Source organism: Thioalkalivibrio sp. ALE31 (assembly GCF_000377405.1).
Lineage (GTDB): Bacteria > Pseudomonadota > Gammaproteobacteria > Ectothiorhodospirales > Ectothiorhodospiraceae > Thioalkalivibrio.
The window spans coordinates 528,226-552,625 of sequence record NZ_KB905020.1; the positions used below are offsets into that span (position 1 = coordinate 528,226).

The following is a 24,400-nucleotide window of genomic DNA, read 5'->3' on the forward strand; positions in this document are numbered from 1 at the left end:
TTCGCCCCCAAACTCGATTCAACTGCCTTGCTCGTTAAACCCCCTTAAGATTCGAAGCAACTATCCTCATATAACCCCGTTCCTTCGGAGAGTCGCACAGACCGCACATCCTACAGCCTTGGAATCATGAACATACCCTCCTGGTAACGCGCGCTGATACATCCGAATAAACGAGCCTGTAATACCTCCAAAAACACCAAAGCGCCCAACCCATTCAATCGCTGCTGATTGAACCTCTTCCCCCGAAGCACTCCGCGCCGAGACAATAGACTCATATTCAATCAGTGGGTGCCACTTCCAAATATTCGGAAGCCCATCAAACCATACCGATCCAAAGATCAGTGCCTTTCTACCCAACGCCGCCGCTTCTAAACACGCTGTGCCGGTCAAAGATGCAGTCAGCGAACTCGACCGAACCAGGCGACCCGACGAAAACGAAGAATCTACCAGATACACCCCGTCCATTCGAGCGATCAGATCATAGAACCAAGGCGACCGCCCCACGTACCCCCACATCTGTGAAAAAAACATTGACGGATGCTCTTTAACCAGAATGGCAACGCCTTTGGGAACAAACCGTCTCAACTCCAACAAAGCCTCGATCGAGTCGTAAAACCTGCCACCATCTGGATTAGATGTTTTCTCAGGTTCGTAGTGAAGCGGAAAATAAACGAATTCCCCAACCTCCTCCAAATCTAGAGGGTGAACATTATCTTCATGATGTTTAAGTTGCAACCCACGAACACGTTCTTGAAATTCCTGAGCCGCCCCTTCCTTCCAGAACAACTCGTCCGATTTCTCTAGCCCCATACCTGGACCCGGCATCATGTATTCCGGCTTACCTCCGCCAATATCTCCATCCATCGCTCGCTCAAGCATCTTCCTTCTAAAACCGAAATCCAACGAACGCATTCGCTCTTCCAGCACTCCCGCAACGTAAATCCCATTTTTTGCTTCGAGTTCTTGCCTAATCATGTATTCCGGCTTAACCGCACTGCCGGCATGATTGTTCTTGTGATCAGAAAAGTACTTAGTGAGCATATGGCCTGCATTTTTAACATGCTCTTCATTCATCACCGACGACAAGACTAAACCATCAAAGCCCTCCTGAATATAGCTTACTGGCGCTTGCGCCATTTCACGAACATGAAAACATCGCGCCCCCCTTAACTCACAAACGCCATAGAAAACCATTGTAGCCGGAAGGTGCGGACTATGCGCACTCACCACCACGTCAACTGGATACCGGTCAAATAGGTCCCAGAAGTAGAGAAAGAGGGACCAAAAAAAAACCTCTCTCTCCTGCCGGCGGAACAACCCGTTGATGTCCTGCCGGTCCATCATCTTGAGGGTCTTATCTCTAAGCTCTACATAAGCAGGAGACTTAAGGACTTTGCCATTTGGAAACGCCCTTACCGGGGCCGCATTTAAAAGGCTACCCGCAGCGTTGAGAGTCCAATAGTCCAGTAACAAACAGTCCGATTTTGATAGCTGCTTCCTAGCCTTCGCAAATGCGGCGCAATCACCGTAGCCAAGATACACCACTGGCTGAGTGTTCATCTTTCCAGCCTGACGCAGAACGTGCAGCAACGATCCCCGGCAGACATCTATATAGGCGATGCGCGTCTTGTCAGGCGCACCAAGGATGCGTCGATAACGAGACCGTATTTGCCTGTGCAAATTATTTCCACCTAGCCGACGAACATAGTCGAGGATCTTGTTCTTTAGCGCCATAATATACACGTACCCATTTCTGTGATTTCTGGGGACGTTGGTGACCTTAGACATCGGAGCGAGGCGAGCACCCGTCGAACATTAAGGAAAGGCTGACCAATGGCCTTGCATCCGGTTCCATGCTCAAGCGACCAGTGCCAGCGTACGAGGCTTTTAAATTCATCCATCTCTCATTTCGTAACCAGGCGACATCACCCGCATCAAAGAGAGTAGCGGTCCGCCGTAAAACTTTCTGAATGTAGGTTGTTGCAGTGTTGTGAGCACCCAAGTGCCAGACGATAGTGGACATACGTCCTACCCTCTGCTATCAATTAAGCGGTAGCCAGTGGAATCGCACGTGTCGCCCTTCTTTCTCCCTTTTCCATAGCGCTTTGACACGTTACCGAGTAGCGCTGAAGCGATTCCAAGCATTATTCGTCAAGCGTCGAGAAAACGGCCGCTGGACGTCCAATTCTCAATCTTCGTGTCGCAGTTGGTCATCGCCCTCTGCATTATCGAGTAGATCCTCTGTCTCAGCCATTGGTGACTCTGGTTGCTGGCCGTTTAGTAACGCCAATATCGGGGAAACGCGAGAGAGTGCATTACCTAGCCTTTGTGCGCGAAGTTCGTTTTCCATTTGAGCGGTAAATGCTGCCAGTGTGGCCGCATGTTGGAGTTTCGCGGGAACCGCCCCCATCGTTCGGAGTTCTCGCCACTGATCACGCGCAATAGGCCAGCCGGCTCCCTGTGGCTCCATCGTCCAGTGGGTCCAGTCCAATACACAGATGGACGCTCCGTCCAGACCAATGCAGACCTGTTGGGGACGAACACGGAGAAGGGTGTAAACGACTGGTAGATGGCTGAGCCGCTCCCTCCACTCCTCGATATGCCGGCCTAACGTATGCAGCTTCCCGCGCTCGACAGCATCAGCGGCGGGGCGGAGTTGGCGCAGCCACCCAGGATTCAGTCGTTGTGGCAATAGAACATGAGAACGGATGTATCGCCGGCGCATTTGTGCGCCAGGTGCAAGGGTAAGGAGAGTACAGCGGGCGTCGAGTATATGGCGCCGTGTCACGCCTTTGCCTGGTGGCTGTAGCCCAGGGGAAAGCTCGTACACGTGACACCGATGCGTGTCTATTTCTGTCGCGCCCACCCAAGCGGGCGCCGGCAGCCCCGCCGGGGCGTCGCTCAGGAGGCTTGCTTCGTGCTCGGCTCGGCTGGTGGCTCGAAGGGCGAATAACTTAATCAGGAGCTGCCTTCCGCCCGCTAGCTCAGCCTTCAAGCAGGCGATATCCCGGGTGGAGGCGGGCCACCAATCACCCTCTGCGTTGATCGGAGCTTCGTCAATCCCGACTCGGGCAAGGACCTCAGCTATCCACTCGGAACGGCGTTCTGGCTGAATCAAGTCCTCGAAGGGACTGGGTTTGGGTCGAGTTGTGGCGACGGGGCTGTATGCGATGCCGTGAAAGAAAAGGGCATCGAGTCTGTGGCGCTGGCTATACAGTTTGCGCAATTTGACCGATGAGCTGGCCAGCTTGTTAAGCATCTGCCGCGAGAGCAGCAGAGCGATCATCGCCGGGATCAAGCCCGGGGGGCTCCGAAAAAGGAAATCGACCACCAGCCAGGCAAACGCCAGAAGGAAACCAGCACCCGCGATGGGCTGCAGAATCTGGGGCAAGGATCGATCCAGCCGATCACGGAATGCTCCGCTCAACCTCATCGCGCCCAGGACGCCAGAAGCGGCAACCGCGACGTAGCCCAGTAGCAGCCCGGCGACGGCCGGGTACAACACGGAAAGCACGACGATTGACAACCCAACAAACACCGCACCGGAAAGGGCCCCGGTGTAGCTCTGATACGCGTTGGATGCGATCGCATTCTGATTGTCAAACAAAACGAGCTTGCGATGGCGTTGCAGGAGCTTCTGGGCCCCCCGGCCTGCTCCAAACTGGATGACCCGTTCAGCTCCCAGGTGCAGCAGATAGAACGCGATGGTGGCGATGCTCAGCCAGATGATCAGCGAGTCCCGATCGTACTGTTCGAAAACGGGCGGCAAGTAGCGAGGAATGCCTTCCGAGCCCAACAGGATGATGACCTTGAGGGGCAGGAAGAAGGCTAGCAACATCCCAATTTGCGAGACAAGCGTGGCAACCACCACAGCCGTAGTAGCGCCCGGTACCGACCAGAAGAACTTGGCGCCCAGGCGGCTGCTCCATTTCAGGCTGTCGAGGATGGCGCGGATCAAGGGGTTGCCGCCTGATTGGATGACGTTGTTGGTACCCGGCGAATGATTTGGGCGGCGGTGGCTTCTAGACCTGTAGGAGCCGAGCCCTCTCGGCGATGGGGCGCTGGATGGGTCCGATCGGCCAGGGGCTGGCCTCCTACATTGGCTACCGCGGCCGTGCGGCCGCGCGGGTCCAGCAAGAGCAGGTTCCACTCCGGTACGGTCAACGCACGGGCCATGGTTTCGTCCACATACCGTTCGCAGAGCGTGCCGCCATACGGCGTGATCAATTCCATTCGATAATCCACTACTCGATCCATACAAATCCCGTGGGAGCCTGCTCGCAGGCGAAGCCCCTGCCCGCGCCCGACTCTGGCAGGGGCTTCGCCGCCAAGGCGGTTCCTACAGGGCGGATTCGCCATGGTCCTTGAGATCCGCGCGCAGTTGCTCGATCTCGGTCATCAGCGCCTCGTGCTCGGCGCGTTTGCGTTTGAGCAGGTGATACGCCAGGCGTGCCTTCTCCTGCAGACCGCCCGGGGTCAGCTTGTACAGGTAGGCGGAGCGATTGTCGGAGCGGCGAAAGTTCTGCGCCTTTACCCAGCCGCGATCGAGCAGCGCCTTCAGCGCGTAGTGAGTCTTGCCAACGGACAGCCCCAGCGCCCGCGCGATCTGGCGCTGGCTCATCTCGGGGTCCGCCTCCAGCAGGCGAAGTACCTGGTACTGGGTATCGTCGTTGATCAACCTGCCGGTCCAAAGCCGCGCAGCGGCGACTGCGTTCACGCATTGAGCGCGCATTGGACCACGCACCATACCCCGCCGCAAGCCAACCCCTGTAGAAGCCTGCTTGCAGGCAAACGTTCCTGGCCACGTTGGGGCTGGCTGGGCTTCGTGCCAAGGGATGGCTTTGGCGGGGGCTTCGCGAGCAAGCTCGCTCCCACAGGTTGTTGACTGGGGTCTGGTTAGTCGCTGTTGAAGAGGTCGCGGGTGTAGATCTTGTCGGGCTGGTCGCGGATGTCGTCGGTGATGCGGTTGGCGACGATGACGTCGCTGATGCGCTTGAACTCGTCGAGGTCGCGGATGACGCGGGAGCGGTAGAAGTCGTCTTCGGGCAGTTCAGGCTCGTAGACGACGACCTCGATGCCCTTGGCCTTGATGCGTTTCATCACGCCCTGGATGGCGGAGGCGCGGAAGTTGTCGGAGCCGCTCTTCATCACCAGCCGGTAGATCCCGACCACCCGGGGCTGGCGCTTGATGACCGCATCCGCGATGAAGTCCTTGCGCGTCCGGTTGGCATCCACAATGGCCTTGATGATGTTGTTGGGCACATCGTCGTAGTTCGCCAGGAGCTGCTTGGTATCTTTCGGCAGGCAGTACCCCCCGAACCCGAACGACGGGTTGTTGTAGTGGCTTCCTATGCGCGGGTCCAGACAAACGCCATCGATGATCTGGCGGGTGTCCAGACCATTGGCCTCGGCGTAGCTGTCCAGCTCGTTGAAGTACGCCACGCGCATGGCCAGATAGGTGTTGGCGAACAGCTTGATCGCCTCGGCCTCGGTGGAGTCGGTGAAGACCATGGGGATATCGTCGTCGACCGCGCCTTCCGCCAGCAGGTTGGCGAATGCCTGGGCCCGGTCGGACCGCTCGCCGACGATGATGCGGGAGGGGTGCAGATTGTCGTACAGTGCCCGGCCCTCGCGCAGGAATTCCGGCGAGAACAGGATGTTGTCGGTTTCCATCTGCGCGCGGATCTCGCGCGTGTAGCCGACCGGCACGGTGGATTTGATGACCATCGTGGCGTGCGGGTTGATGGTCAGCACGTCGCGGATGACCGACTCCACCGTGGAGGTGTTGAAGTAGTTGGTCTGCGGGTCGTAGTCCGTGGGCGTGGCGATGATGATGAAGTCCGCGCCCTCGTAGGCCGCCTGCTTGTCCAGCGTCGCCTTGAGGTTCAGCGCGCGGTTCTCGAGGAAATCCTGGATCTCGGCATCGATGATCGGGGACTGCCGGCGGTTGATCTGCTCGACCTTCTCCGGCACCACATCCAGCGCGACCACCTCGTGGTGCTGCGCGAGCAGGACGGCGTTGGAAAGCCCGACATAGCCGGTTCCGGCAACTGCGATTTTCATCCCTTGCTTCCTTTCAGTCTGGATCTTTGTGTCTGCGTTTGCGGTTGCCTCGAACCCGTAGGAGCCGCCTTGGCGGCGAAGCCCCTGCCAGGGTCCGGCTTTGGCAGGGGCTTCGCCTGCGATCAGGCTCCTACAGGGGGGCTGAACCACCGCACGCGATTATTCAGGGCCCGAGGATACTGAGGCGCGATGAACAATGATGCGATCGGAGGCACGAAAGGCTAACGATCTGCTTACCCCGCGAACCGTTCTTGCGGCGGGTGGTCGGCTGGGGCGTATTCGTGCACCACTGCGCGGATCGTGTGGCAGGCGCGCTCGGTATCCATCTCGCGCTCGGCCTGGTCCAGCTGGCTCAGGGCCGCCTGCAGATCCTGTGGCGCGACGCAGTCCTCGCGGGCGCGCATGATCCGGGCATGCGCGGTGGGCTCGACGTTGTCGCCGATCAGCAACTCCTCGTAGAGCTTCTCGCCCGGGCGCAGGCCGGTGAAGACGATCTCGACCCCGTCCTCGGGCATGCCGTCTTCCTTCACCTGGCGTCCGTGCAGGCGGATCATGCGCCGGGCGAGGTCGATGATCCTGACCGGCTCGCCCATGTCCAGCACATAGACCTCGCCACCTTCCGCCATGGCACCGGCCTGGATGACCAGCTCGGCCGCCTCGGGGATGGACATGAAGTAGCGCGTGATCTCCGGGTGGGTCACCGTGACCGGCCCGCCGTCACGGATCTGCTGGTGGAACAGCGGCACCACGGAGCCGGAGGACCCGAGCACGTTGCCGAAACGCACCATGCTGAAGATCGTGCCGCGCCGCTCGCGGGCCCGATCCTGCAGGACCATCTCGGCCAGACGCTTGGTGGCTCCCATCACGTTGGTGGGACGCACGGCCTTGTCGGTGGAGATCAGGATGAAGCGTTCCACACCCGCGTTCAGCGCGGCTTCCGCCAGAACGGCGGTGCCAAAGACGTTGTTGCGCACGCCCTCGATCAGGTTGGACTCGACGATCGGCACGTGCTTGTAGGCCGCCGCGTGATAGAGCGTCTGCACGCCGTGTTCTTCCAGCACCGCGGCCACGCGCCGCGCATTGGCGACTGATCCCAGGACGGCGTGGATCGCCGGGTACTGCTCCTGCTGTGCCGCAACCTCCTGCATCTCGCGCTCGATGCTGTAGAGCGCGAACTCGTTGCGCTCGAACAGGATCAGCGCGGCCGGCTCGAGGCGGATAATGCGCCGGCAAAGCTCCGACCCGATGGAGCCACCCGCCCCGGTCACCATCACCACCCGGCCGCGCACACTGCGGGTGAGCAGCTCCGGGTCCGGCGGAACCGGATCCCGGCCCAGCAGATCGCCGATGTCGACGTCCTCCAGCTGCTCGAGGCTCGCGTGTCCGGAGACCACTGCCTCCATCGACGGCACGGTCTGCACGTACACCGGCAGCGGTTCCAGCTGCTCGAGGATGCGGCGGCGCTCCTGGCGCGTCGCGGAGGGGATGGCCAGCAGCACGCGCCCAACCCGAAAGCGATCGATCAGACGCGCGAGCTGGGCCGGCTTGTGAACCGGAATTCCGTCGATCGAGCTGCCCTGCAGGCTGCGGTCCTCGTCCACGAACGCGACCACTCGGAAGCGGCCTCCGGCCTTGAGCCCGGACAGCAACTGCACACCGGCCTCGCCGGCCCCGAACACGATCACCGGCTCGGCACCCGCCGACGCCTCGACGATGGAGCGATACCAGGTGCGCACCAGGAACCGGCTGCCCCCGACGTATAGGAAGGCCACGATCGCGAAGTTGATCGGCACCGAGCGCGGGAAGCTGTCTATACGACCGATCGCCGCCGCAGCCCACAGCACGAGCGCGAGCACGGCAACGCCGGCTCCCACCGCCCAGATCGTCCGCGACCCCATAAAGCGGATCACGGCCCGGTAAAGGCCCAATTTTGCGAATACCGGGATGCCCACCAGCACCACCAGCGGGAACAGCCACCAGGTCTCCAGCATGATCGGCGGGAACGGCTCCGCCAGGCGGATGGCGAAGCCGGACCACAGCGCCAGCGGCAGCATCACGACATCCGCCAGCACCATGAGCCAGCGCTTCCGCGAGCGCGGCAGATTGAGCAGCCTTTCCAGGCTCCGGCTCAGCATGAGCTGCAACACCCTTTACGCATTGGCCGCCCGACTCCGATGTCCACCAAAACCACCCGGATACAGTACATCAAGCGCACAACCCGAGGGCCACCGCGATCCGTCACGGCCCGCGAAGCATAAGCAGCCCCTGATAAAAATACACCCATCCCCAGACACCCCTGCAGGAGCCTGCTCGCAGGCGAATGCCCTCGCCCACGCTGGGAAACCTACCTCGGGCAGGAGCTTCGCGGCCAAGGCCGCTCCCACAGTTGACAGAACCCAGGGCCCCGCTGTGGGAGCGGCCTTGGCCGCGAAGCCCCTGCCGAAGTCGATTCAGCCCCTCACTCCAACCAGATCGCATCCCACAGCGGATATTGGCCCAGATTACTCACCAGCCCAGCCCGTAGAGGATTGGCCACCACGTAACGCGCGACGGCCTGCAGGTCCTCTTCCCGCCGCAAGGCGCGATCGTGGAAACCCGGCTGCCAAACCCGGCAAGGTCGTCCACTCAACTGCCCGATTCGACGAGTCGTGGAACTCTTCACCTTCTGTACGGTGCGGGACAATTCCCCATCGTCAAGTTGCATCAGCCAATGGACATGGTCGGGCATGACCACGAAGCAGAGTGTAGTCGCCGTCCCTTCCACCTCACGCAACGCCTGAACCACGCAGCGACCGTGATCGAGCGCGCGAAACCAGGCATGCCGATCGGCACATACCGCCGTGACCAGGTAAATCCTTCCGTGCTCGCTGACCCGCCCACGCCGCAACCGGTGGGATCGTGCCTTCCGTGGCATCCGAGCCTCCCGAGATTGTTACCACTCCATAGTTCTGTGGGAGCGGGCTTGCCCGCGAAGCCCCTGCCCGGGTCCGACTTTGGCAGGGGCTTCGCGGCCAAGGCCGCTCCCACGGTGCACACCCACCAAACAAACCGTCTCGCCAGAGTTCGAGCTAGGTGCGTTGTTCAGCCCAATGAGCGAACTGGGTGTACACCTGAAGGGCTGGCGTGACAGCGCCGATGACCCGCTCCAGATCGATCGTGTCGTACGGGTGTGTAAGGACGTTGCGCATCGCGCAGGCGTCCATCAACTGCTCGGCCAGTGTCTCCTCGAGATCAAGATGATCGCGAAGCGTCTCGAAAACGTCGCGGCGAGGCGATAGCCATCGCGGCGCAACATCGACAACTTGCGCTGCATCACCTCGGAAGTATCAGGCGGCATCCGAATCCTCTGTCATGTGGCGCTGGAACAGGACGGAATCCGCGTGCAGGAAAAACGCACGGTCCTGCTCCGCATGGAATCGCCCTTCACGCTCCTCGAACAGACATTCGCCATCGCGGAACACCTCGAAGCGGGTGACGGGCGACACACGATCCGAAAGGAGCAGAAGATCGACCGGGTCGGTCTCGAAGATTTCTTCCAGTTCCCGTTGCCACCGTCCCTGCGTCATCAGGTCCGGCATCGCCTGCGGTTCGACGGCCAGATCCACATCCCGCCCGTGCCCTTCCCGGGCTACGGACCCGAACAGGATCACCAGTCGCCAGTGGTGCCGGGCGGCGAGTTCATTGATGCGGCTGATCCGTTCCGGCTGAAGCATGGGAATCACGATTCGAGGCTAAGTCGTATCGTCAGAGTAGCAAAGGCGCGGTCGCTTATCCTCGGCGTTGCCGTGATGAGCCTTGTGGGGGCAGTTTTTTCAGACCAGATCTGTGGCATCTATCCCGTGGGAGCGGCCTTGGCCGCGAAGCTCCTGCCCGGGTCCGACTTTGGCAGGGGCTTCGCGGCCAAGGCCGCTCCCACAAAACAACCCCCACAAATCCACTCCGACCAGACTACTTCCTCCAGCCCAATCCTACAGGTGGGCTCATCAAGCGAGGAGCTGGGCGAGGTCGGCGGGGCCGAGGATGGGGATGTCGAGGGATTCGGCCTTGGTGACCTTGGAGCCGGGGTCGGCGCCGGCGATGACGGCGGTGGTCTTTTTGGAGACGGAGCCGGTGACCTTGGCGCCGCGGGCCTCGAGGGCGGCCTTGGCTTCGTCGCGGGTCATGGTGTCGAAGCTGCCGGTGAGGACGTAGGTGTTGCCGGCCAGCGGGGCCGAGTCGCCCGACTCTACCGTTTGTGGCCGGGGCGGATCGGGCCAGTGGACGCCGGCGTCGCGCAGGGCCTGGATCACGTCGCGGTTGTGCGGCTCGGCGAAGAAGTTGGCGATGTGCTCGGCGACGATGGGGCCGACGTCCGGGACCTCCTGCAGGGCCTCGGCATCGGCCTGCATCAGTGCGTCGAGATTGCCGTAGTACGTGGCCAGGTTGCGGGCGGTGACCTCGCCCACCTCGCGGATGCCGAGGGCGAAGATGAACCGCGCAAGCGTCGTCTCGCGCGCCTGTTCCAGGGCGTTGACGAGGTTGGCCGCGAGCTTGGGCCCTACCCGCTCCAGCGCCTCCAAGCGCTCGGCATCCAGCGCGAACAGATCCGCCGGGCTTTGCACGATGCCGCCGTCGGCAAGTTGCTCGATGATCTTTTCGCCGAAGCCCTCGATGTCCATCGCCCGGCGCGAGACGAAGTGCTTCAGCGCCTCGCGCCGCTGTGCGGGGCAGACCAGCCCGCCGGTGCAGCGGGCCACGGCCTCGCCCTCCGGGCGTTCGATGTGCGAGTCGCACTCCGGGCAGGTTGCCGGCATCTCGATCGCGCGTGTGTCCGCCGGCCGTTCGCCGCCGGCGCGGCCGACCACCTCGGGGATCACGTCGCCGGCGCGGCGCACGATCACGCGGTCGCCGATACGCACATCCTTGCGCGCGATCTCGTCCATGTTGTGCAGGGTGGCGTTACTGACCATCACGCCGCCCACCAGCACCGGCTCCAGGCGCGCCACCGGCGTCAGCGCGCCGGTGCGACCCACGCGGAACTCGACATTGCGCAGCGTGGTGGTGCGTTCCTCCGCCGGGAACTTGTGGGCGATGGCCCAGCGCGGCGCGCGCGAGACGAAGCCCAGCGCCTGCTGGTCGGCCAGGGCATCCACCTTGTACACGATGCCGTCAATCTCGTAGTCCAGCCCCGCGCGCCGAGCGGCGAGCCGTTCGTAGTAGTCGAGACAGGCCTCCACACCCTCCAGCACCTCCCGCTCCGGGCAGGCCGGGAAGCCGAGCTCCCGCAGCCAGTCCAGCGTGCTGGACTGGGTGTCCGGCAGGGTCCCGCCCTCGACGAATCCCACGGAGTAGGCGAAAAAGCTGAGCGGCCGGCGCGCGGTCACCTGCGGGTCCAGCTGGCGCAGGCTGCCGGCGGCGGCGTTGCGCGGGTTCATGAATCCGCGCTGGCCGTCGGCCTCCAGGCCGGCGTTCAGGCGTTCGAAGTCGGCGCGGCGCATGAACACCTCGCCGCGCACCTCCAGCACCTGCGGGGCGTCGTCGGTGAAGCGGTCGCCCAGGTGCAGCGGGATCGGACGCACGGTGCGCACGTTGGCGGTCACGTCCTCGCCGGTCTCGCCGTCTCCGCGGGTGGCGGCCTGGACCAGACGCCCATTCTCGTAGATCAGGCTGATGGCGAGCCCGTCCAGCTTGGGCTCGGCCATATAGGTGACGGCGGCCTCGCTGCGTGCCGGATCGCCGGTCTGCTTCGCCAGGCGTTCGCGCACGCGGCGGTCGAAGTCGCGGATCTCTTCCGCCTCGAAGCCATTGGCCAGCGACAGCATCGGCAGACGGTGCCGCACCGTGGCGAAGCCCTCGGCCGGCGCGGCCCCGACGCGCTGGGTAGGCGAGTCGGGGGTGACGAGATCGGGGTGCTCCGCCTCGAGCTGCTCGAGTTCGCGCATCAGCGTGTCGAACTCGGCGTCCGAGACTTCGGGATCGTCGAGTACGTAGTAGCGGTAGTTGTGGTGCTCGATCTGCCGGCGCAGCGCGTCCACGCGCGCCGCGGCAGCCGCCGAATTCTGCCCGGCCGGCGTACCCGACGGGCTCATCGCGTGCTGCGCCGGCGCAGCACGTCCGGGCGATGGCGGCGCAACCAGTCGTTCAGGTCCTCGCGCATGTAGGCCAGGGTCTGGTTCGTCGCGGTGGACTGCTGCGCGTCCAGGATGCTGCCGCCCAGGTCGCGCGCCAGCACGTGGGCATGCTCCAGCAGCGCCTCGAAGGCCCGCTGCGGCTCGGCACTGCGATGCACCTGGGTGAACAGCGTGACGCCGGGTGTCATCATGTCCGCCAGGTCCTCCTCGCGCAGGGTGCCCGGCGGCACCATATTGGCGGCGGAGAACAGCGGCACACGGTTGTCCGTCTCCGGTTCCTGGAAGTGGTAGATGTCCATCTCGCCGGGGGTCATGCCGGCGCGCTGCATGGCCGCGCCCAGGGCCACGCCGGTGAACGGCTTGTTGCGCGGGGCCACCACGTGCAGCAGCAGGATCTTCTCGTCGGTCGCGCGGCGCTCGGCCTTCGGATTGCGCCCGACCACGCGCGGCTCGGAGACATACTCGCCCAGGGTCTCCATATCCGGTGCCGGCTTCTCGATCAGGTCCGGGTCCACCTCGTGGTCCGGGTGCAGGTGCTCGCCCAGGGTGTCGTCGGCGCGTGCGGGCTTGAGCCGTTCCGGCCGCACACGCTCCATGCCGGCGCGCAGGCGGGCGCCCATGCCGCCGAGCGCCGCCCGCACACGCTCCACCGGCGCGCTCGCGCGGCCCTTGCGCCGGGTGTGCAACGGGCGGTCCTCCGGCGACGGCTCGAAGGCACCGTGCGGCGGGGGCGGCGTGGGCTCCTCGTCGCTGTCCAGCACCCCGTAGATATCCTGGGCGCGGTCGCCCCGGCGTCCGTAGTCGGGCTCCAGGTCCGGTTCGTCGTCGTTGGCGGTTACGCCCAGATGAGGCTCGTGGCGCTGCTCGCGATTCGCACCGGGGAGGTGCGGCTCCTCGAATGCGGGCTCGCGCGCCCCGCCGGTGCGAACGCTGCCGGTATCCAGCGGATCCCCCCAGCCCGCCTCCGGCTCGGAAACGCTGCCAGGCTCGGCCGGCTCGAACCAGCGCTTCTGCCCCGGCTGCTCACTGGCGCGGATATGCACGGCCTCGTCGCCCCAGTCCGCGGCATCGTCCTCCTCGTCGCGCGCTGCCGCGCGCGTGCGCAGGCGATGGCCAAGCCAGATCCCCGCGATCAGGACAATCCCCAGTATGACCAGACTGATGCGCATCCAATCCACGCAGTACCTCGTTTGATTGCAGTGATTTTGCCGCGGTTTTTCCGGGCGCCGGGGGTCCGATGGAACCCGTTGTGCCATCCCCTGGAGATTTGGAGCCTCGCAATGACGGGGGGCTTGGCTCAGGCCTCCGCCAGCTCCACGGCCTCGTCGATATCCACGCTGACCAGCCGCGACACGCCCGGCTCGTGCATGGTAACGCCAATCAGCTGCTCGGCCATGGCCATGGTCGCCTTGTTGTGCGTGATGAAGATGAACTGGATCTGCTCCGACATCTCGCGCAGCAGATCACAGAACCGACCGACGTTGGCCTCGTCCAGCGGGGCGTCCACCTCGTCCAGCATGCAGAATGGCGCCGGATTCAGCTCGAAAATCGCGAACACCAATGCCGAAGCCGTGAGCGCCTTCTCACCTCCGGACATCAGATGGATGGTGGACAGCCGCTTGCCGGGCGGGCGCGCCATGATGGTGACGCCGGTATCCAGCAAGTCGTCCCCGGTCATCTCCAGGCGCGCCTCGCCACCCCCGAACAGGCGCTGGAACTTGTGCCCCAGCCCGGCATTCACCTGGTCGAAGGTCTGCTTGAACAGCGCGCGCGTCTCGCGGTCGATGCGGTGCATCGCCGCCTCCAGGGTCTCCAGTGCCTCGATCAGGTCGGCGTGCTGTTCTTCCAGGTAGCGCGAGCGCTCCTCCAGGCTGCGCGCCTCGTCGATGGCCGCGAGGTTGATTGGCCCCAGCTTTTCGATCTTGCGGTCCAGTTCGCCAATCGCCTGCTCCCAGGCCGGGACAGTGGCGTCCTCCGGTAGCTCGGGCGCAAGGGCCTCGGCGGCAAAGCCGGATTCCTGAAACTGGGTCTTCAGTTGTTCGATCTGCACCGAGCGCTCGCGCAGGTCCAGGCGCAGCTCCTCGCAGGTCGAGCGCTGCGCCTCCACGCGATTGCCGAGCTCGGTGCTGGCACCGGCCAGTTCGCGCAGCCGCGCGTCGCAGGCCTCCAGGTCGGCGCGCGCCCGGGTCAGGCGTGCCTCGGCCTCCTGGCGCTGCTCCGCGGCGGTCTGCAGATCCGCGCGCCACTGCTCCAGCGGATCCTGGCGCTCGTGCAGCCCCTGTGCGAGGCGCTCGCGGCGCTGGGCATCGTCTTCGCGCTGGCGCTCCAGGCGTTCGCGCTCGTTGTGTTCGCGCTCCAGGCGGTGGCGCGCCTCCTGTTCGGCCATGCGCGCCTGGTTCGACGCGTCGCGCGCCGCGCGCAGCGCATCCCGGGCCTCGGCCTGTGCGGCACGGGCCGCCTCGACGCGTGCCTCCAGCGCCGCGCGGTCGGCCTCCAGGGTCTCGATGCGCGCCAGCGCCTCGTTGCGCTCGGCTTCCGCGGTCGCGAACTGCTCGCGGGCACGCGCGGCCTCCTCGTCCAGCTCGCCGGCCTCGCGGTCGATGCGTTCCTGCTGCTGCTCGAGCTGCCGAGCCTGGTCACGCAGGCGCTGGACGCGGCGCTCGCGGTCGTCGATCTGGGCCTGCTGCTCGCGGATCTGGCCGTCCAGCGCCTCGCGCCGGGCGCGGGTGGCCGCGAGGGTCTCGTTGCGCTCTTCCAGCGCGGCCTGCAGGCGGTTCATATCTGTCGCGAGCTCCTCCTGACGCTCCTGCAGCTCGCGCGCCAGACGCACCCGCGCGACCGCGCCGCTGGCCCCGCCCTCCAGCGTGCGATGCGCGACCCAGCCCGGGCCCAGCCAGGTGCCATCCGGGGTGATCACGCTCTCGCCCGGACCCAGCGTCGCCACCCGGGCGCGGGCGGTTGCGAGATCGTCCGCGCACTGCACCGTGGCGAGCCAGGCGGTGACTACCGGCGAGCCCTGCACGCGAGCGGCCAGGCTGCCGGCCGGCGCCTGCGCGCCCTGCGGCACGTCGCTATCGACCAGGCGCAGCATGGCGTCGGGCAGATCCGGCGCGGCCTCGGCCGTGTCGGTCACGGCGGCCTCCAGCCAGGCCCCCAGGACCATCTCCACGGCGGTGTCCCAGCCCTCGGCGACCTCCAGCTGCCGCACCAGCGGCCGCGACAGATCCAGCCCGTGTTCGCGCGCCCAGGCGTCGCGCCGGGCGCGGGTCTCCTGCGGGTCGTCCTCGCCGGCGAAGTGCTCGAGGCCTGCCAGACGCCCGGCGACCTCGCGCGCCTCGCGTTCGGTGGCGTGCAGGCGGTCCTGCTCCTCGCGCTGAGCCTGTTCCAGTTCGGCCAGCGCGTTCTGCTGCTGTTCGCGATCGCCCTGCAGGGCCTGCAGCCGCTCGCGCAGGCCGGCCAGTTCCGTATCCAGGCGGTCCGCCTCGGTACCCGGGTGGGTCTGCGGCAGGGCCGAACGCTCCGCCTCGAGGCGCTCGCCGCGCTGGGCGACGCGCTTGAGCAGGTGCTCGGCGTTGTCCATGCGCGAACGCGCGAGCTGCGCGTTCTGGCGCGGCTCCGCCAGCGAGCGTTCCCATTCGGTGAGGGCCTCGCGCGCGGCCTGGTATTCGGTCTCGGCCTCTTCCGCGGCCGCCTCCAGACGCTCGCGCTCGGCCTCGGCGCTGGCGGTAGCCGCCTGGCGTTGCGCGCTCTCCTGCTCGGCCTGCGCGATGCGCGCCTCCACCGCCTGATGCTCGCCGGCGGCGGCCTCGATGCGGCTGTCCAGCTGGCGCAGCTCGGCCTGTTCGCGCGCTAGTTCGTCCTCGGCATGGCGAATGGACTGCTCCAGCCGCGAGACCTCGGCGGCGCGATCGTAGTAGGCACTCTGCGCCTGGGTGGTGGCGGCCTCCAGCTCGAGGCGCTCCTGGCGCGCCTGTTCGGTGCCGGTCTGCGCCTTCTGAGCCTCGGCCTGGGCCTGGGCCAGTGCGGTCTCGGCATCGTTGAGCCGGGTGCGGCTGGCCTCCATCTCGCGTTCCTGCGCCTGCAGGCGCAGGAGGATGGCCTCGGCGCGCTTTTGCCGGCGTTCGGCCGCCAGGGCCTGGTAGCGCTCGGCGGTGGCGGCCTGGCGATTCAGGCGCTCGGCCTGCTTGGCCACCTCGTCGCGCACGTCGTCCAGGCGCTCGAGGTTCTCGCGGGTGTGGCGTACGCGGTTCTCGGTCTCGCGCCGGCGCTCCTTGTATTTGGAGATGCCGGCCGCCTCCTCCAGGTACACGCGCAGCTCCTCCGGCCGCGCCTCGATCAGGCGCGCGATCATGCCCTGCTCGATGATGGCGTAGCTGCGCGGCCCCAGGCCCGTGCCGAGGAACAGGTCTACCACGTCGCGCTTGCGCGCACGCTGGCCGTTGAGGAAGTACTTGGACTGGCCGTCGCGGGTCAGCGCGCGTTTGACGGCGATCTCGCCATAGCCGCTGTACTCGCCGCCCAGGCGGCCGTCGGAGTTGTCGAAGACGAGCTCGATGGAGGCCTGCCCCACCGGCTTGCGGCTGGAGGAGCCGTTGAAGATCACGTCCTCGCTGGAGTCCCCGCGCAGGTGCTTGGCCGAGGACTCGCCCATCACCCAGCGCACGGCGTCGATGGTGTTGGACTTGCCACAGCCGTTCGGCCCGACCACGCCCACCCGATTACCGGGCAGGACGAGGGTGGTCGGGTCCACGAACGACTTGAAGCCGGCCAGCTTGATTCGGGCGAGTCGCACGTTCGGCGCTATCCGCGGTCAGGGAACTCGGGGTTAGAATGGTACACGCTTACACCCTCAGAGTGACCCGCCCCCGAGCACCTGGCACCTGTCCCGCTGTAGGAGCCTGCTAGCAGGCTCCCACAGGGGGCTGTCACACGCAGGGGCCACCCATTCAACGACGAGAGACGTAGATGCCCAGCCAGCCGAGCAAGACCCTGGAGACCTTCGACAATCCGGCGCCGGAGAACGACTTCGCGATCTATATCCGCGTACCGGAATTCACCTGCCTGTGCCCCGCGACCGGACAACCGGACTTCGCCGAGCTGCACATCCAGTATGTGGCGGACAAGAAATGTGTGGAGCTGAAGTCGCTGAAGAACTACATGTGGTCCTACCGGGATGAGGGGGCCTTCCACGAGGCCGTGACCAACCGCATCCTGGCCGATCTGGTGGCGGCGACCGACCCGCGCTACATGCGCCTGACCTCGTACTTCAACGTGCGCGGTGGCGTCTATACCACCGTGGTGGCGGAACACCGCAAGCCCGGCTGGACCCCGCCGGAGCCGGTGCAACTGCCCTCGCCCACGCGCAGCCCGCTCGACATGAACGGCTGAGCTCGCGCGCGATGCACGCCATCGGCATCGACCTCGGCACCTCCGGGATCCGGCTCGTGCTGCTGGACCCGGCGGGCGAGCGCATCCATGCCGCGCAGCGGGCGCTGCCGGCCTCGGTCGGTGGCGATGAGCAGCGCGCGGAGCAGAACCCGGCCCTTTGGTGGTCCCATGTACGCGAGCTCCTGCGCGAGGCCGCTACGCATCTGGACGGCGAGCCGGCGGCAATCGCGGTGGACGGGACCTCGGCCACCCTGCTGCGCCTGGACGCCGATGGACGCCCGACCCACCCGGCATTGATGTACAACGATGCCCGGGCCACCGACATGCTGCCCGTGCTGGCCGGGGTGGCCCCGGCCGCTTCCGCCGTGCACAGCCCCAGTTCCTCGGCCGCGAAGCTGCTGTGGTTGCGTCGCCACGAGGGGCTCTCGGGCGTGCGCCGCGTCCTGCATCAGGCCGACTGGATCGCCGGGCGCCTGCGCGGGCGCTTCGACCACATGGACGAAAACAACGCCCTGAAACTGGGCTACGACGCCCTGTGGGGGGGATGGCCGAACTGGCTGCAGGAGACCCTCGGGACCGACGCCGCCCTGCTGCCGGAGGTGGTCCCCGCCGGCACCGTGCTGGGCCCCCTGGACCCACAGATGGCGGAGGCACTGCACCTGAACCCGGCCTGCCGGGTGGTGGCCGGCACCACCGACAGCATCGCCGGATTTCTCGCCTCCGGTGTCGCCGATGACACCACCGGGGTCACCAGCCTGGGCTCTACGCTGGTGCTCAAGCAGTTGGCGCCGGAGCCGATCTACGCCCCGGAACTGGGCATCTACAGCCACCGCTTGCTGGGACGCTGGCTGGTCGGCGGCGCCTCCAACAGCGGCGGCGCCGTACTGCGCCAGTACTTCGACGACGCGGCGCTGGAGCGACTTAGCGACACCATCGACCCGGAGAACGACAGCGGGCTGGACTACCGGCCCCTGCCCCGACCCGGCGAGCGCTTCCCGGTCAACGATCCCGATCTGGAGCCGCGTCTCGCCCCCCGCCCCGATGACGACGCGCGCTTCTTGCAGGGACTGTTCGAGGGGATCGCCCGCATCGAGCGCGACGGCTACCGCCGTCTGACCGAACTGGGCGCCCCGCGCGTGGAACGCGTGGTCTCCCTCGGCGGCGGCGCCCGGAACCCCGTATGGACCCGCATCCGCAGCCGCATCCTCGAATGCCCGGTCACCCCGGCCACGGATGACGACGCGGCGCGCGGAGCCGCCCGCCTCGCGCGCATCGGCGTGGGTCTGGAGCCCGGCTTCACGGACTGACCGTCTCCTGTGCCGACAAGACCCATGTAGGAGGCCAGCCCTCTGGCCGATGGGGGGCATCACCAGCATCCCATCGGCCAGAGGGCTGGCCTCCTACAGGAAATCCGGGGGCAGGGCCTAATGGTGGTGATCGATGCTACATTCCGAAGGGAACACCACAACAAAGGGATACGACATGCACTGGACGCGAGTTCTCGGGATTGCCCTGCTGGTGGGCGGCATCATCCTGCTGGTGATGGGCTATAACGCGACCGAAAGCCTGGGCGAGGAGCTGCACCAAGAATTCATGGGGCGCTACACGGACGAGACGCGCTGGTACCTGATCGCGGGCGGCGTGATGTCCGTCGTTGGGCTGGTGCTGGCGATCTTCGGGGTGCGCCGCTGAGTCCACCGTGCCGGCCCGTTCGCTCCGCCTGACCCCGCTGTTCGCGTTCCTGGCACCCTTTCGCGGGCTTTCGCGCGTATTCGAGCCGGGCCTGCGGGGCCTGGTGATCGGGCCCCTGATCATCAACATCGTGGTGGTGATCGGGCTTGCGGCGGCGGCCGCACTTGGCTTCGAGGCGCTGCTGGCCGCGTGGCTCCCGAGTGGCTGGGACTGGCTGGCCTGGCTGCTATGGCCGTTGTTCGCCCTGGCGCTGCTGGTGGCCTTTGCGGTATCGGCAGTAGCCCTGGCCGCGATCATCGCCAGCCCGTTCTCCGGCCCGCTGGCCTACCGTACCGCCCGCGGCCTGGGCCACGAACCGCGCCAGCCGGCGCGCTCGTTTCTCGGCGAGATGGGTCACGCGAGTATCACCGCGCTGCGCAAGACCGGGTACTACGCCCTGCTGTTCATCCCGGTCCTGGTGATCACGGTGATCCCCGGGCTGAACCTGCTGGCCGGACTGGCGTGGTTCCTGTTCGGCAGCTGGGTCCTGGCCGTCGAATTCATGGAAGCCCCGCTGGCGAACGACGGCCTGGAGTTTGCGGCGGTCCGCCAGACCCTGCGCGCCCACCGGCTGGAGACGCTCAGCTTCGGGGCCGGCACCACGCTGCTGGCGATGGTGCCGGTGGTGAACCTGCTGCTGGTCCCGGCCGCCGTAATCGGCGCAACCCACCTGCGCGTGCGCCTGCCCGACCCCCGGGGCAACGCCTAAGGCATTTTTCACCACAGAGAGCGCGGAGGGCACAGAGAACTGCAAAAGCCGGGTTACAGGAAGTAGGGAAGGACGCTGGAATGAATAACGATGGCCGGGTCCATTCCTCCGGAATCATCGATCTCGGATGCAGACCTTCCGGGGCAAAGCGACTCACCGAAACCCTGCGAGCCCCAGGCCCTCCAGCCCATCATCCCTTCCAACCTTCAAACCTTCCTGTAAATCGCTCTTGAATTTCTCCGTGGCCTCTGTGTGCTCTGTGGTGAAAAGGCCCTTCCGCCGTTGACCGCCTTCGTGCCTTCGTGCGCTTCGTGGTGCCAAACGCCCTTGACCTCGTGAGAGGCGGGATCCGAATCAGCCCAGTAGCGCATCCAGCGGGTTGTCGGTCGGCAGCGGGCGCATGCGGCCCTCGCGCAGCTCCTGCGCGACGCCCTGCAGGGAATGGCGGCGGCTGGCGCCCTGGTCGAGCGACAGGAAGAGGTAGCCGCGCGTGGCCTCGCCGCGCCACACGAGGCCCATGCGGTGCAGCTGCCCGCTGGCCTTGTCCACCAGTTCGAACCACTCGCCGGTGCGCATCCGGCTGGCATCGAAGACCCAGGGGTCGTCGAGATCGGTCAGCAGATCCGGGTCGTCGTCCTCCAGGCGCGTGGCGCGACGCGCCTGGATGCGTGCCTGCGGGTCGAAGCGCGGCTCGTCGGCCGCGGCACGGATACGCTGCAGGTGCGCCTGCCCGAGGTGCTGCACCACCGCCTTGATGCGCGCCTCGTCGGCGCCATGCTCGCGGGCGGTGGCGACGATCTTCTGCACCAGCGGATTGACTTCCTGCGGGGTGACCCCGTTGCAGATTGCCCGCACCACCTCCTGAACCTCGGCGTCCAGGACCTGCACGGCCGCCTCGTCCACGGCCAGCAGGTCTTCCCAGGCCTCGGCGATCTGCTCGGCGGCGCGCTCCGGCAGCTCGGCACCGGTTTCCAGCACGCATACGGTCAGGGTGCGTCGGGCCCGGGCGGCACGCTCCTTCTGGCACATCGGCTCGGCAAGTGCGTCCGCCTGCGCCTGCCAGTGCGCGTCCTGCTCCGCCAGGGCCGTATCCCATTCCTCGCGCAGGGCCTGTGCGCCGGCGCGATCGAGGACATCGACCTCCTTTTCCAGGCGTTCGACGCTCTGGCGCATCGCGTCGAGATAGCCTTTGACCAGCGCGGCATCCTCCGCGCCGTTGTCGGGGCTGATGCGCACACCGGTGTTGATCAGGCTGCCCACCCATTCACGCAGCGGGTGGGCGGAGTCGTGGAAGAATTCGAGATCGCGGCTGACCACGCGCGCGAGCAGCGGTTGCAGCTTCAGCATGATCGCGCGGAACTCGGGATGGCACTCGAGCTGGCGCGACACCTCGGCGAACACGCCCGCCAGCACACCCGTGATGACGTCCTCCAGGGGGGCCTCGACCGCCGAGCCACCGGCGCCCGCCGCCGGGCCCATACCCGCCCCGCCGGCGGCCAGCAGCCAGCCGGAGGACGCCGCCCATTGCTGCCAGGCCTCCGGGGCCGCATCCGCCGCGGGCATCGGCGCGCGGGCCGCCACGCCCACGCCAGCGCCGGCTTCCGAAGTGGCCGCCTCGTCCGCCTCGGTCGCGGGCGCCGCCGCGCCGTCGGGGGCCGGTTCGGCGCTGGCGGCGCCCCAGCTCGCGCGAGCCGCCGGCCGGTCCAGATCGCCATCCGGTTCCTCGGAAACCGGCTCGCGGACCAGCCCACAGGACTCCACCGTCTCGACCACGAAGGCCAGGGTCGGCGCGGCGGTGCTGCCCAGGCAGCGCACATACCCGCGCATCAGATCGAGGGTCATGTCGGTACGGCCGAACTGGGCCTCGGCGGTCTCGATCAGGCGCTCGTACCAGTTCAGCGGCGACCACGGCGCCCAGCCGGGGTGCTCGAAGCGATCCTCCTCGCGCGCCGCCTGCAGGAAGACGAACCAGGAATAGCGATTGTGCTCGCGGACAAGCCCTTCCAGCTTGTGCCGCAGGGAGCGGCGGGTGGACTGGTAATCGTCCAGGATCTGCAACCCGGAGTTGTCGCCCGCGTAGCTGGAACCGGAGAATTCGTACTTCGGGGGATAGGTCGTGGCCAGGAAGTCCCGTTCCAGGGCCTCCTCGAACTGGCGGCGCAGCACGAACTGATAGCCCTGAAGCTGGTTGGCCCACTCGCTGCTTTCGGAATCCTTGCCGCCGGCGGTCCAGTCCCGGGCGATCGCCTCCAGGCAGCGGTCGAGGTGGTCCGCCACTCGTGGAACGATGCCACGCGCCAGTTGCTGGCGCTGCGCATCCGACAATCCAGCCAGTCCCGACCAAAGCTTCGCTGGATCGGCCCCCGGGCCTTCCCGGCCTTTCTGCTCCGTGCCTGCCATTGCTTGGGTGCCCTCGTCTAGCCGCGCGATTGCCCCCGTAAGTTCAACGTGAGGCACCCAATAGTGTACAGGCGCGGCAAAAGCAGAGCATCCGGGGCAGCTTCCGGCTCGATCCTACGGAAACACTGATCAAGGTACACGCTCGCGATCGAGTCGCTTTTGCGCGCGATTAAATCAGCTTCTCCCTAGCCCGATTCAGTCGTCCAGTGGCTGCGCGCCCACCTGGACCATGTCGCCTTCGATGCGCACGGGAAACCGGGTCAGCGGCTCTTCCGCCGGCGGCTCCATGACCTCGCCGGTGCGCAGACAGAACTGGGCATCGTGCATCGGACAGGTAATGCAGTCGTCGGGGTCGATCTCGCCGTCGGCGATGGGTACATCCTCGTGGGTACAGAGGTTCTCCACCGCGAAATACTCGCCGCCGAGGTTGAAGATGGCGACCTCGGTATCCGCCGTCTCCACCAGGCGATGGTCTCCATCCTCGATCGTCCCGACCGGGGCTACATCAATCCAATGTGTCATTGCGTCTCCCTTGGCAAAACCCGGGGTTCAGGCAGCAGATTCGTTCAACGGGCGGATGCACGCAGGGCCGCAGTGGCGGCCGGGTCGATCTCGATCCGCCGCCCTTCTTCCGTGTGATAGGAAAAGCGCCCGACTACGCGCAGGTTCTCGCCCAGGTGGTCGCGGACCGCCGAACCGGGGGTAACCGCCACCCGGTTGATGGCGTCGTCCTCGAGCCAGTAATGCTCGGGATCGTCGAAGCGGTTTACCACTCCCGCGGTTTCCACCAGCTCGCCGTCAAACGCCGGCGCCGACGCCGCCAGTTGCTCCAGCGTTACCGGCGCCACGCGCTCGCCACCGCAGGCTACCAACAAGGCTGACGCTACCAACCCCAGAATCAGGGCCTTCATCCCCTTCCACACGATCGTTTCTCCCGGTTCCGCTCACAGCGCATGCCGCATCCTTCTCCATACAGCCTAACGAAAGGGGCATTCGTCGTGCCGATTCACCCGCGAATCACAGGCTCAAGCGAGACGGTTCGCTGCCGTTACCCGGGAATGACGACCCGAACACGCACCCGACAGGGACGCTCGCTCGTATGAATTCGGCACATCAGAACCGCTCCCGCTCGCCCTCGCGAATGACCCGGCCTCGGTCGAGCGCCGGCCCGAAGGCCACGGGGGCACTGGACCCGAACGAACGGCGACACCTCGCTCCAAGGGAAGACTGGGTGGAACTGGCGGAGGAGACCCTCAGGCTGATCCGGCAACTGCGGGTTTAGGTACTGCGGCGCGCCGTGCGTTAGCGGGCGTGCTGGGCAAGCCAGCGGTCCAGGGCGTTGCCGAAGGCCTGGCGGTCGCGAGGGCCCAGGGCCGCGGGACCGCCGGTATCCACGCCGCTCCCGCGCAGGGTGTCCATGAAATCGCGCATGCTGAGGCGCTCGCGGATGTTGTCGCGGGTATAGAGCTCGCCGCGTGGATTGAGCGCCTGGCCGCCCTTCTCGATCACCTCCGCGGCCAGCGGGATATCGGCCGTGATGACCAGGTCGCCCGCCGCGAGGCGCCGGACAATCTCGTTGTCGGCCACGTCGAACCCGGCACCCACCTGGATGGAATCGATCAGCTTGGACGGCGGCGTGCGCATCGGCTGGTTGGCCACCAGGGTCATCGGCGTCCCGGTCCGCTTCGCCGCGCGGAACAGGATTTCCTTGATCACAGCGGGACAGGCGTCCGCATCCACCCAGATCTTCATGGGCCTCCTTCCGGGGCGTTCAATGACGGTTGCGGCACAGGGTATCGGTTCGCGGCGCCTGGCACATTTTTCGCCGCCCGGATTGGCACCCGCACAAGCCCCGTGCTATCAGGGACCTGAACAGGAGATACCTGCTCCTGCCTTCAAACAGGGCGTGCGTTCCGGTCGAGCCACGCATCCAACCCGCAAGGAGCATCCCATGGGCATCGATAGTTACCGGCATTCTGGGTTTGATCTGGCTGCTGAT

General features: G+C 65.8%; 19 protein-coding genes. 4 read left to right on the plus strand and 15 right to left on the minus strand.

The window, feature by feature from the left end:
* Positions 1–66: 66 nt before the first annotated feature.
* From D103_RS14155 to smc, 11 genes are all read right to left on the minus strand, one after another.
* The gene (locus D103_RS14155) at positions 67–1,743 is read right to left on the minus strand and encodes a hypothetical protein (protein WP_196800198.1); all 1,677 of its coding nucleotides are present in this window, start codon (positions 1,741–1,743) and stop codon (positions 67–69) included.
* Positions 1,744–2,188: 445 nt separating this feature from the next.
* Positions 2,189–3,958, minus strand: a complete 1,770-nt coding sequence (locus D103_RS13345) for a hypothetical protein (RefSeq protein ID WP_018875698.1) — start codon at positions 3,956–3,958, stop codon at positions 2,189–2,191.
* 381 nt (positions 3,959–4,339) lie between these two features.
* The gene (locus D103_RS0102455; protein WP_018875699.1) at positions 4,340–4,678 is read right to left on the minus strand and encodes a MarR family EPS-associated transcriptional regulator; all 339 of its coding nucleotides are present in this window, start codon (positions 4,676–4,678) and stop codon (positions 4,340–4,342) included.
* A gap of 218 nt (positions 4,679–4,896) precedes the next feature.
* Entirely contained in the window at positions 4,897–6,063 is a 1,167-nt protein-coding gene (locus D103_RS0102460; protein WP_018875700.1) for a nucleotide sugar dehydrogenase, read from the minus strand.
* Positions 6,064–6,296: 233 nt separating this feature from the next.
* Positions 6,297–8,198, minus strand: a complete 1,902-nt coding sequence (locus D103_RS0102465) for a nucleoside-diphosphate sugar epimerase/dehydratase (RefSeq protein WP_018875701.1) — start codon at positions 8,196–8,198, stop codon at positions 6,297–6,299.
* A 323-nt stretch (positions 8,199–8,521) separates the two neighbouring features.
* On the minus strand, positions 8,522–8,977 hold the full coding sequence (locus D103_RS0102470; protein WP_026280242.1) for a transposase: 456 nt from the start codon (positions 8,975–8,977) through the stop codon (positions 8,522–8,524).
* A gap of 154 nt (positions 8,978–9,131) precedes the next feature.
* Positions 9,132–9,281: a DUF86 domain-containing protein gene (locus D103_RS13650; RefSeq protein WP_231366575.1), complete on the minus strand. Its 150-nt coding sequence runs from the start codon at positions 9,279–9,281 to the stop codon at positions 9,132–9,134.
* A 108-nt stretch (positions 9,282–9,389) separates the two neighbouring features.
* On the minus strand, positions 9,390–9,776 hold the full coding sequence (locus D103_RS0102485; protein WP_018875705.1) for a nucleotidyltransferase family protein: 387 nt from the start codon (positions 9,774–9,776) through the stop codon (positions 9,390–9,392).
* A gap of 270 nt (positions 9,777–10,046) precedes the next feature.
* Positions 10,047–12,131, minus strand: coding sequence for an NAD-dependent DNA ligase LigA (gene ligA, locus D103_RS0102490; RefSeq protein ID WP_018875706.1), 2,085 nt, complete (start codon positions 12,129–12,131; stop codon positions 10,047–10,049).
* Positions 12,128–13,342 (minus strand): cell division protein ZipA C-terminal FtsZ-binding domain-containing protein, encoded by a 1,215-nt coding sequence (locus D103_RS0102495; protein WP_018875707.1) that lies wholly within the window; start codon positions 13,340–13,342, stop codon positions 12,128–12,130. Before D103_RS0102495 ends, ligA begins: the two co-directional genes overlap by 4 nt.
* Before the next feature lie 128 nt (positions 13,343–13,470).
* Positions 13,471–16,965 carry a chromosome segregation protein SMC gene (gene smc / locus D103_RS0102500; RefSeq protein ID WP_018875708.1) on the minus strand — a complete coding sequence of 1,165 codons (3,495 nt, stop codon included), beginning with the start codon at positions 16,963–16,965 and terminating at the stop codon, positions 13,471–13,473.
* 173 nt (positions 16,966–17,138) lie between these two features.
* Between smc and queF the strand changes: the two genes are divergently transcribed.
* The 4 genes from queF (at position 17,139) to cysZ (ending at position 20,001) form a co-directional block, all read left to right on the plus strand.
* On the plus strand, positions 17,139–17,561 hold the full coding sequence (gene queF, locus D103_RS0102505; protein WP_018866798.1) for a preQ(1) synthase: 423 nt from the start codon (positions 17,139–17,141) through the stop codon (positions 17,559–17,561).
* A gap of 11 nt (positions 17,562–17,572) precedes the next feature.
* Entirely contained in the window at positions 17,573–18,868 is a 1,296-nt protein-coding gene (locus D103_RS0102510; protein WP_018875709.1) for an FGGY-family carbohydrate kinase, read from the plus strand.
* Between the two features lie 175 nt (positions 18,869–19,043).
* Positions 19,044–19,253, plus strand: a complete 210-nt coding sequence (locus D103_RS0102515; protein ID WP_018875710.1) for a DUF3185 family protein — start codon at positions 19,044–19,046, stop codon at positions 19,251–19,253.
* Positions 19,254–19,260: 7 nt separating this feature from the next.
* Entirely contained in the window at positions 19,261–20,001 is a 741-nt protein-coding gene (gene cysZ, locus D103_RS0102520) for a sulfate transporter CysZ (RefSeq protein ID WP_018875711.1), read from the plus strand.
* A 354-nt stretch (positions 20,002–20,355) separates the two neighbouring features.
* Here cysZ and D103_RS0102530 read toward each other — a convergent pair whose 3' ends face one another.
* The 4 genes from D103_RS0102530 to D103_RS0102545 form a co-directional block, all read right to left on the minus strand.
* On the minus strand, positions 20,356–22,326 hold the full coding sequence (locus D103_RS0102530; RefSeq protein WP_018875712.1) for a DUF1631 family protein: 1,971 nt from the start codon (positions 22,324–22,326) through the stop codon (positions 20,356–20,358).
* Positions 22,327–22,596: 270 nt separating this feature from the next.
* Positions 22,597–22,923 (minus strand): non-heme iron oxygenase ferredoxin subunit, encoded by a 327-nt coding sequence (locus D103_RS0102535; protein ID WP_018875713.1) that lies wholly within the window; start codon positions 22,921–22,923, stop codon positions 22,597–22,599.
* Positions 22,924–22,967: 44 nt separating this feature from the next.
* The gene (locus tag D103_RS0102540; RefSeq protein ID WP_018875714.1) at positions 22,968–23,312 is read right to left on the minus strand and encodes a hypothetical protein; all 345 of its coding nucleotides are present in this window, start codon (positions 23,310–23,312) and stop codon (positions 22,968–22,970) included.
* A 391-nt stretch (positions 23,313–23,703) separates the two neighbouring features.
* On the minus strand, positions 23,704–24,153 hold the full coding sequence (locus tag D103_RS0102545) for a YaiI/YqxD family protein (protein ID WP_018866806.1): 450 nt from the start codon (positions 24,151–24,153) through the stop codon (positions 23,704–23,706).
* Positions 24,154–24,400 lie beyond the last annotated feature (247 nt).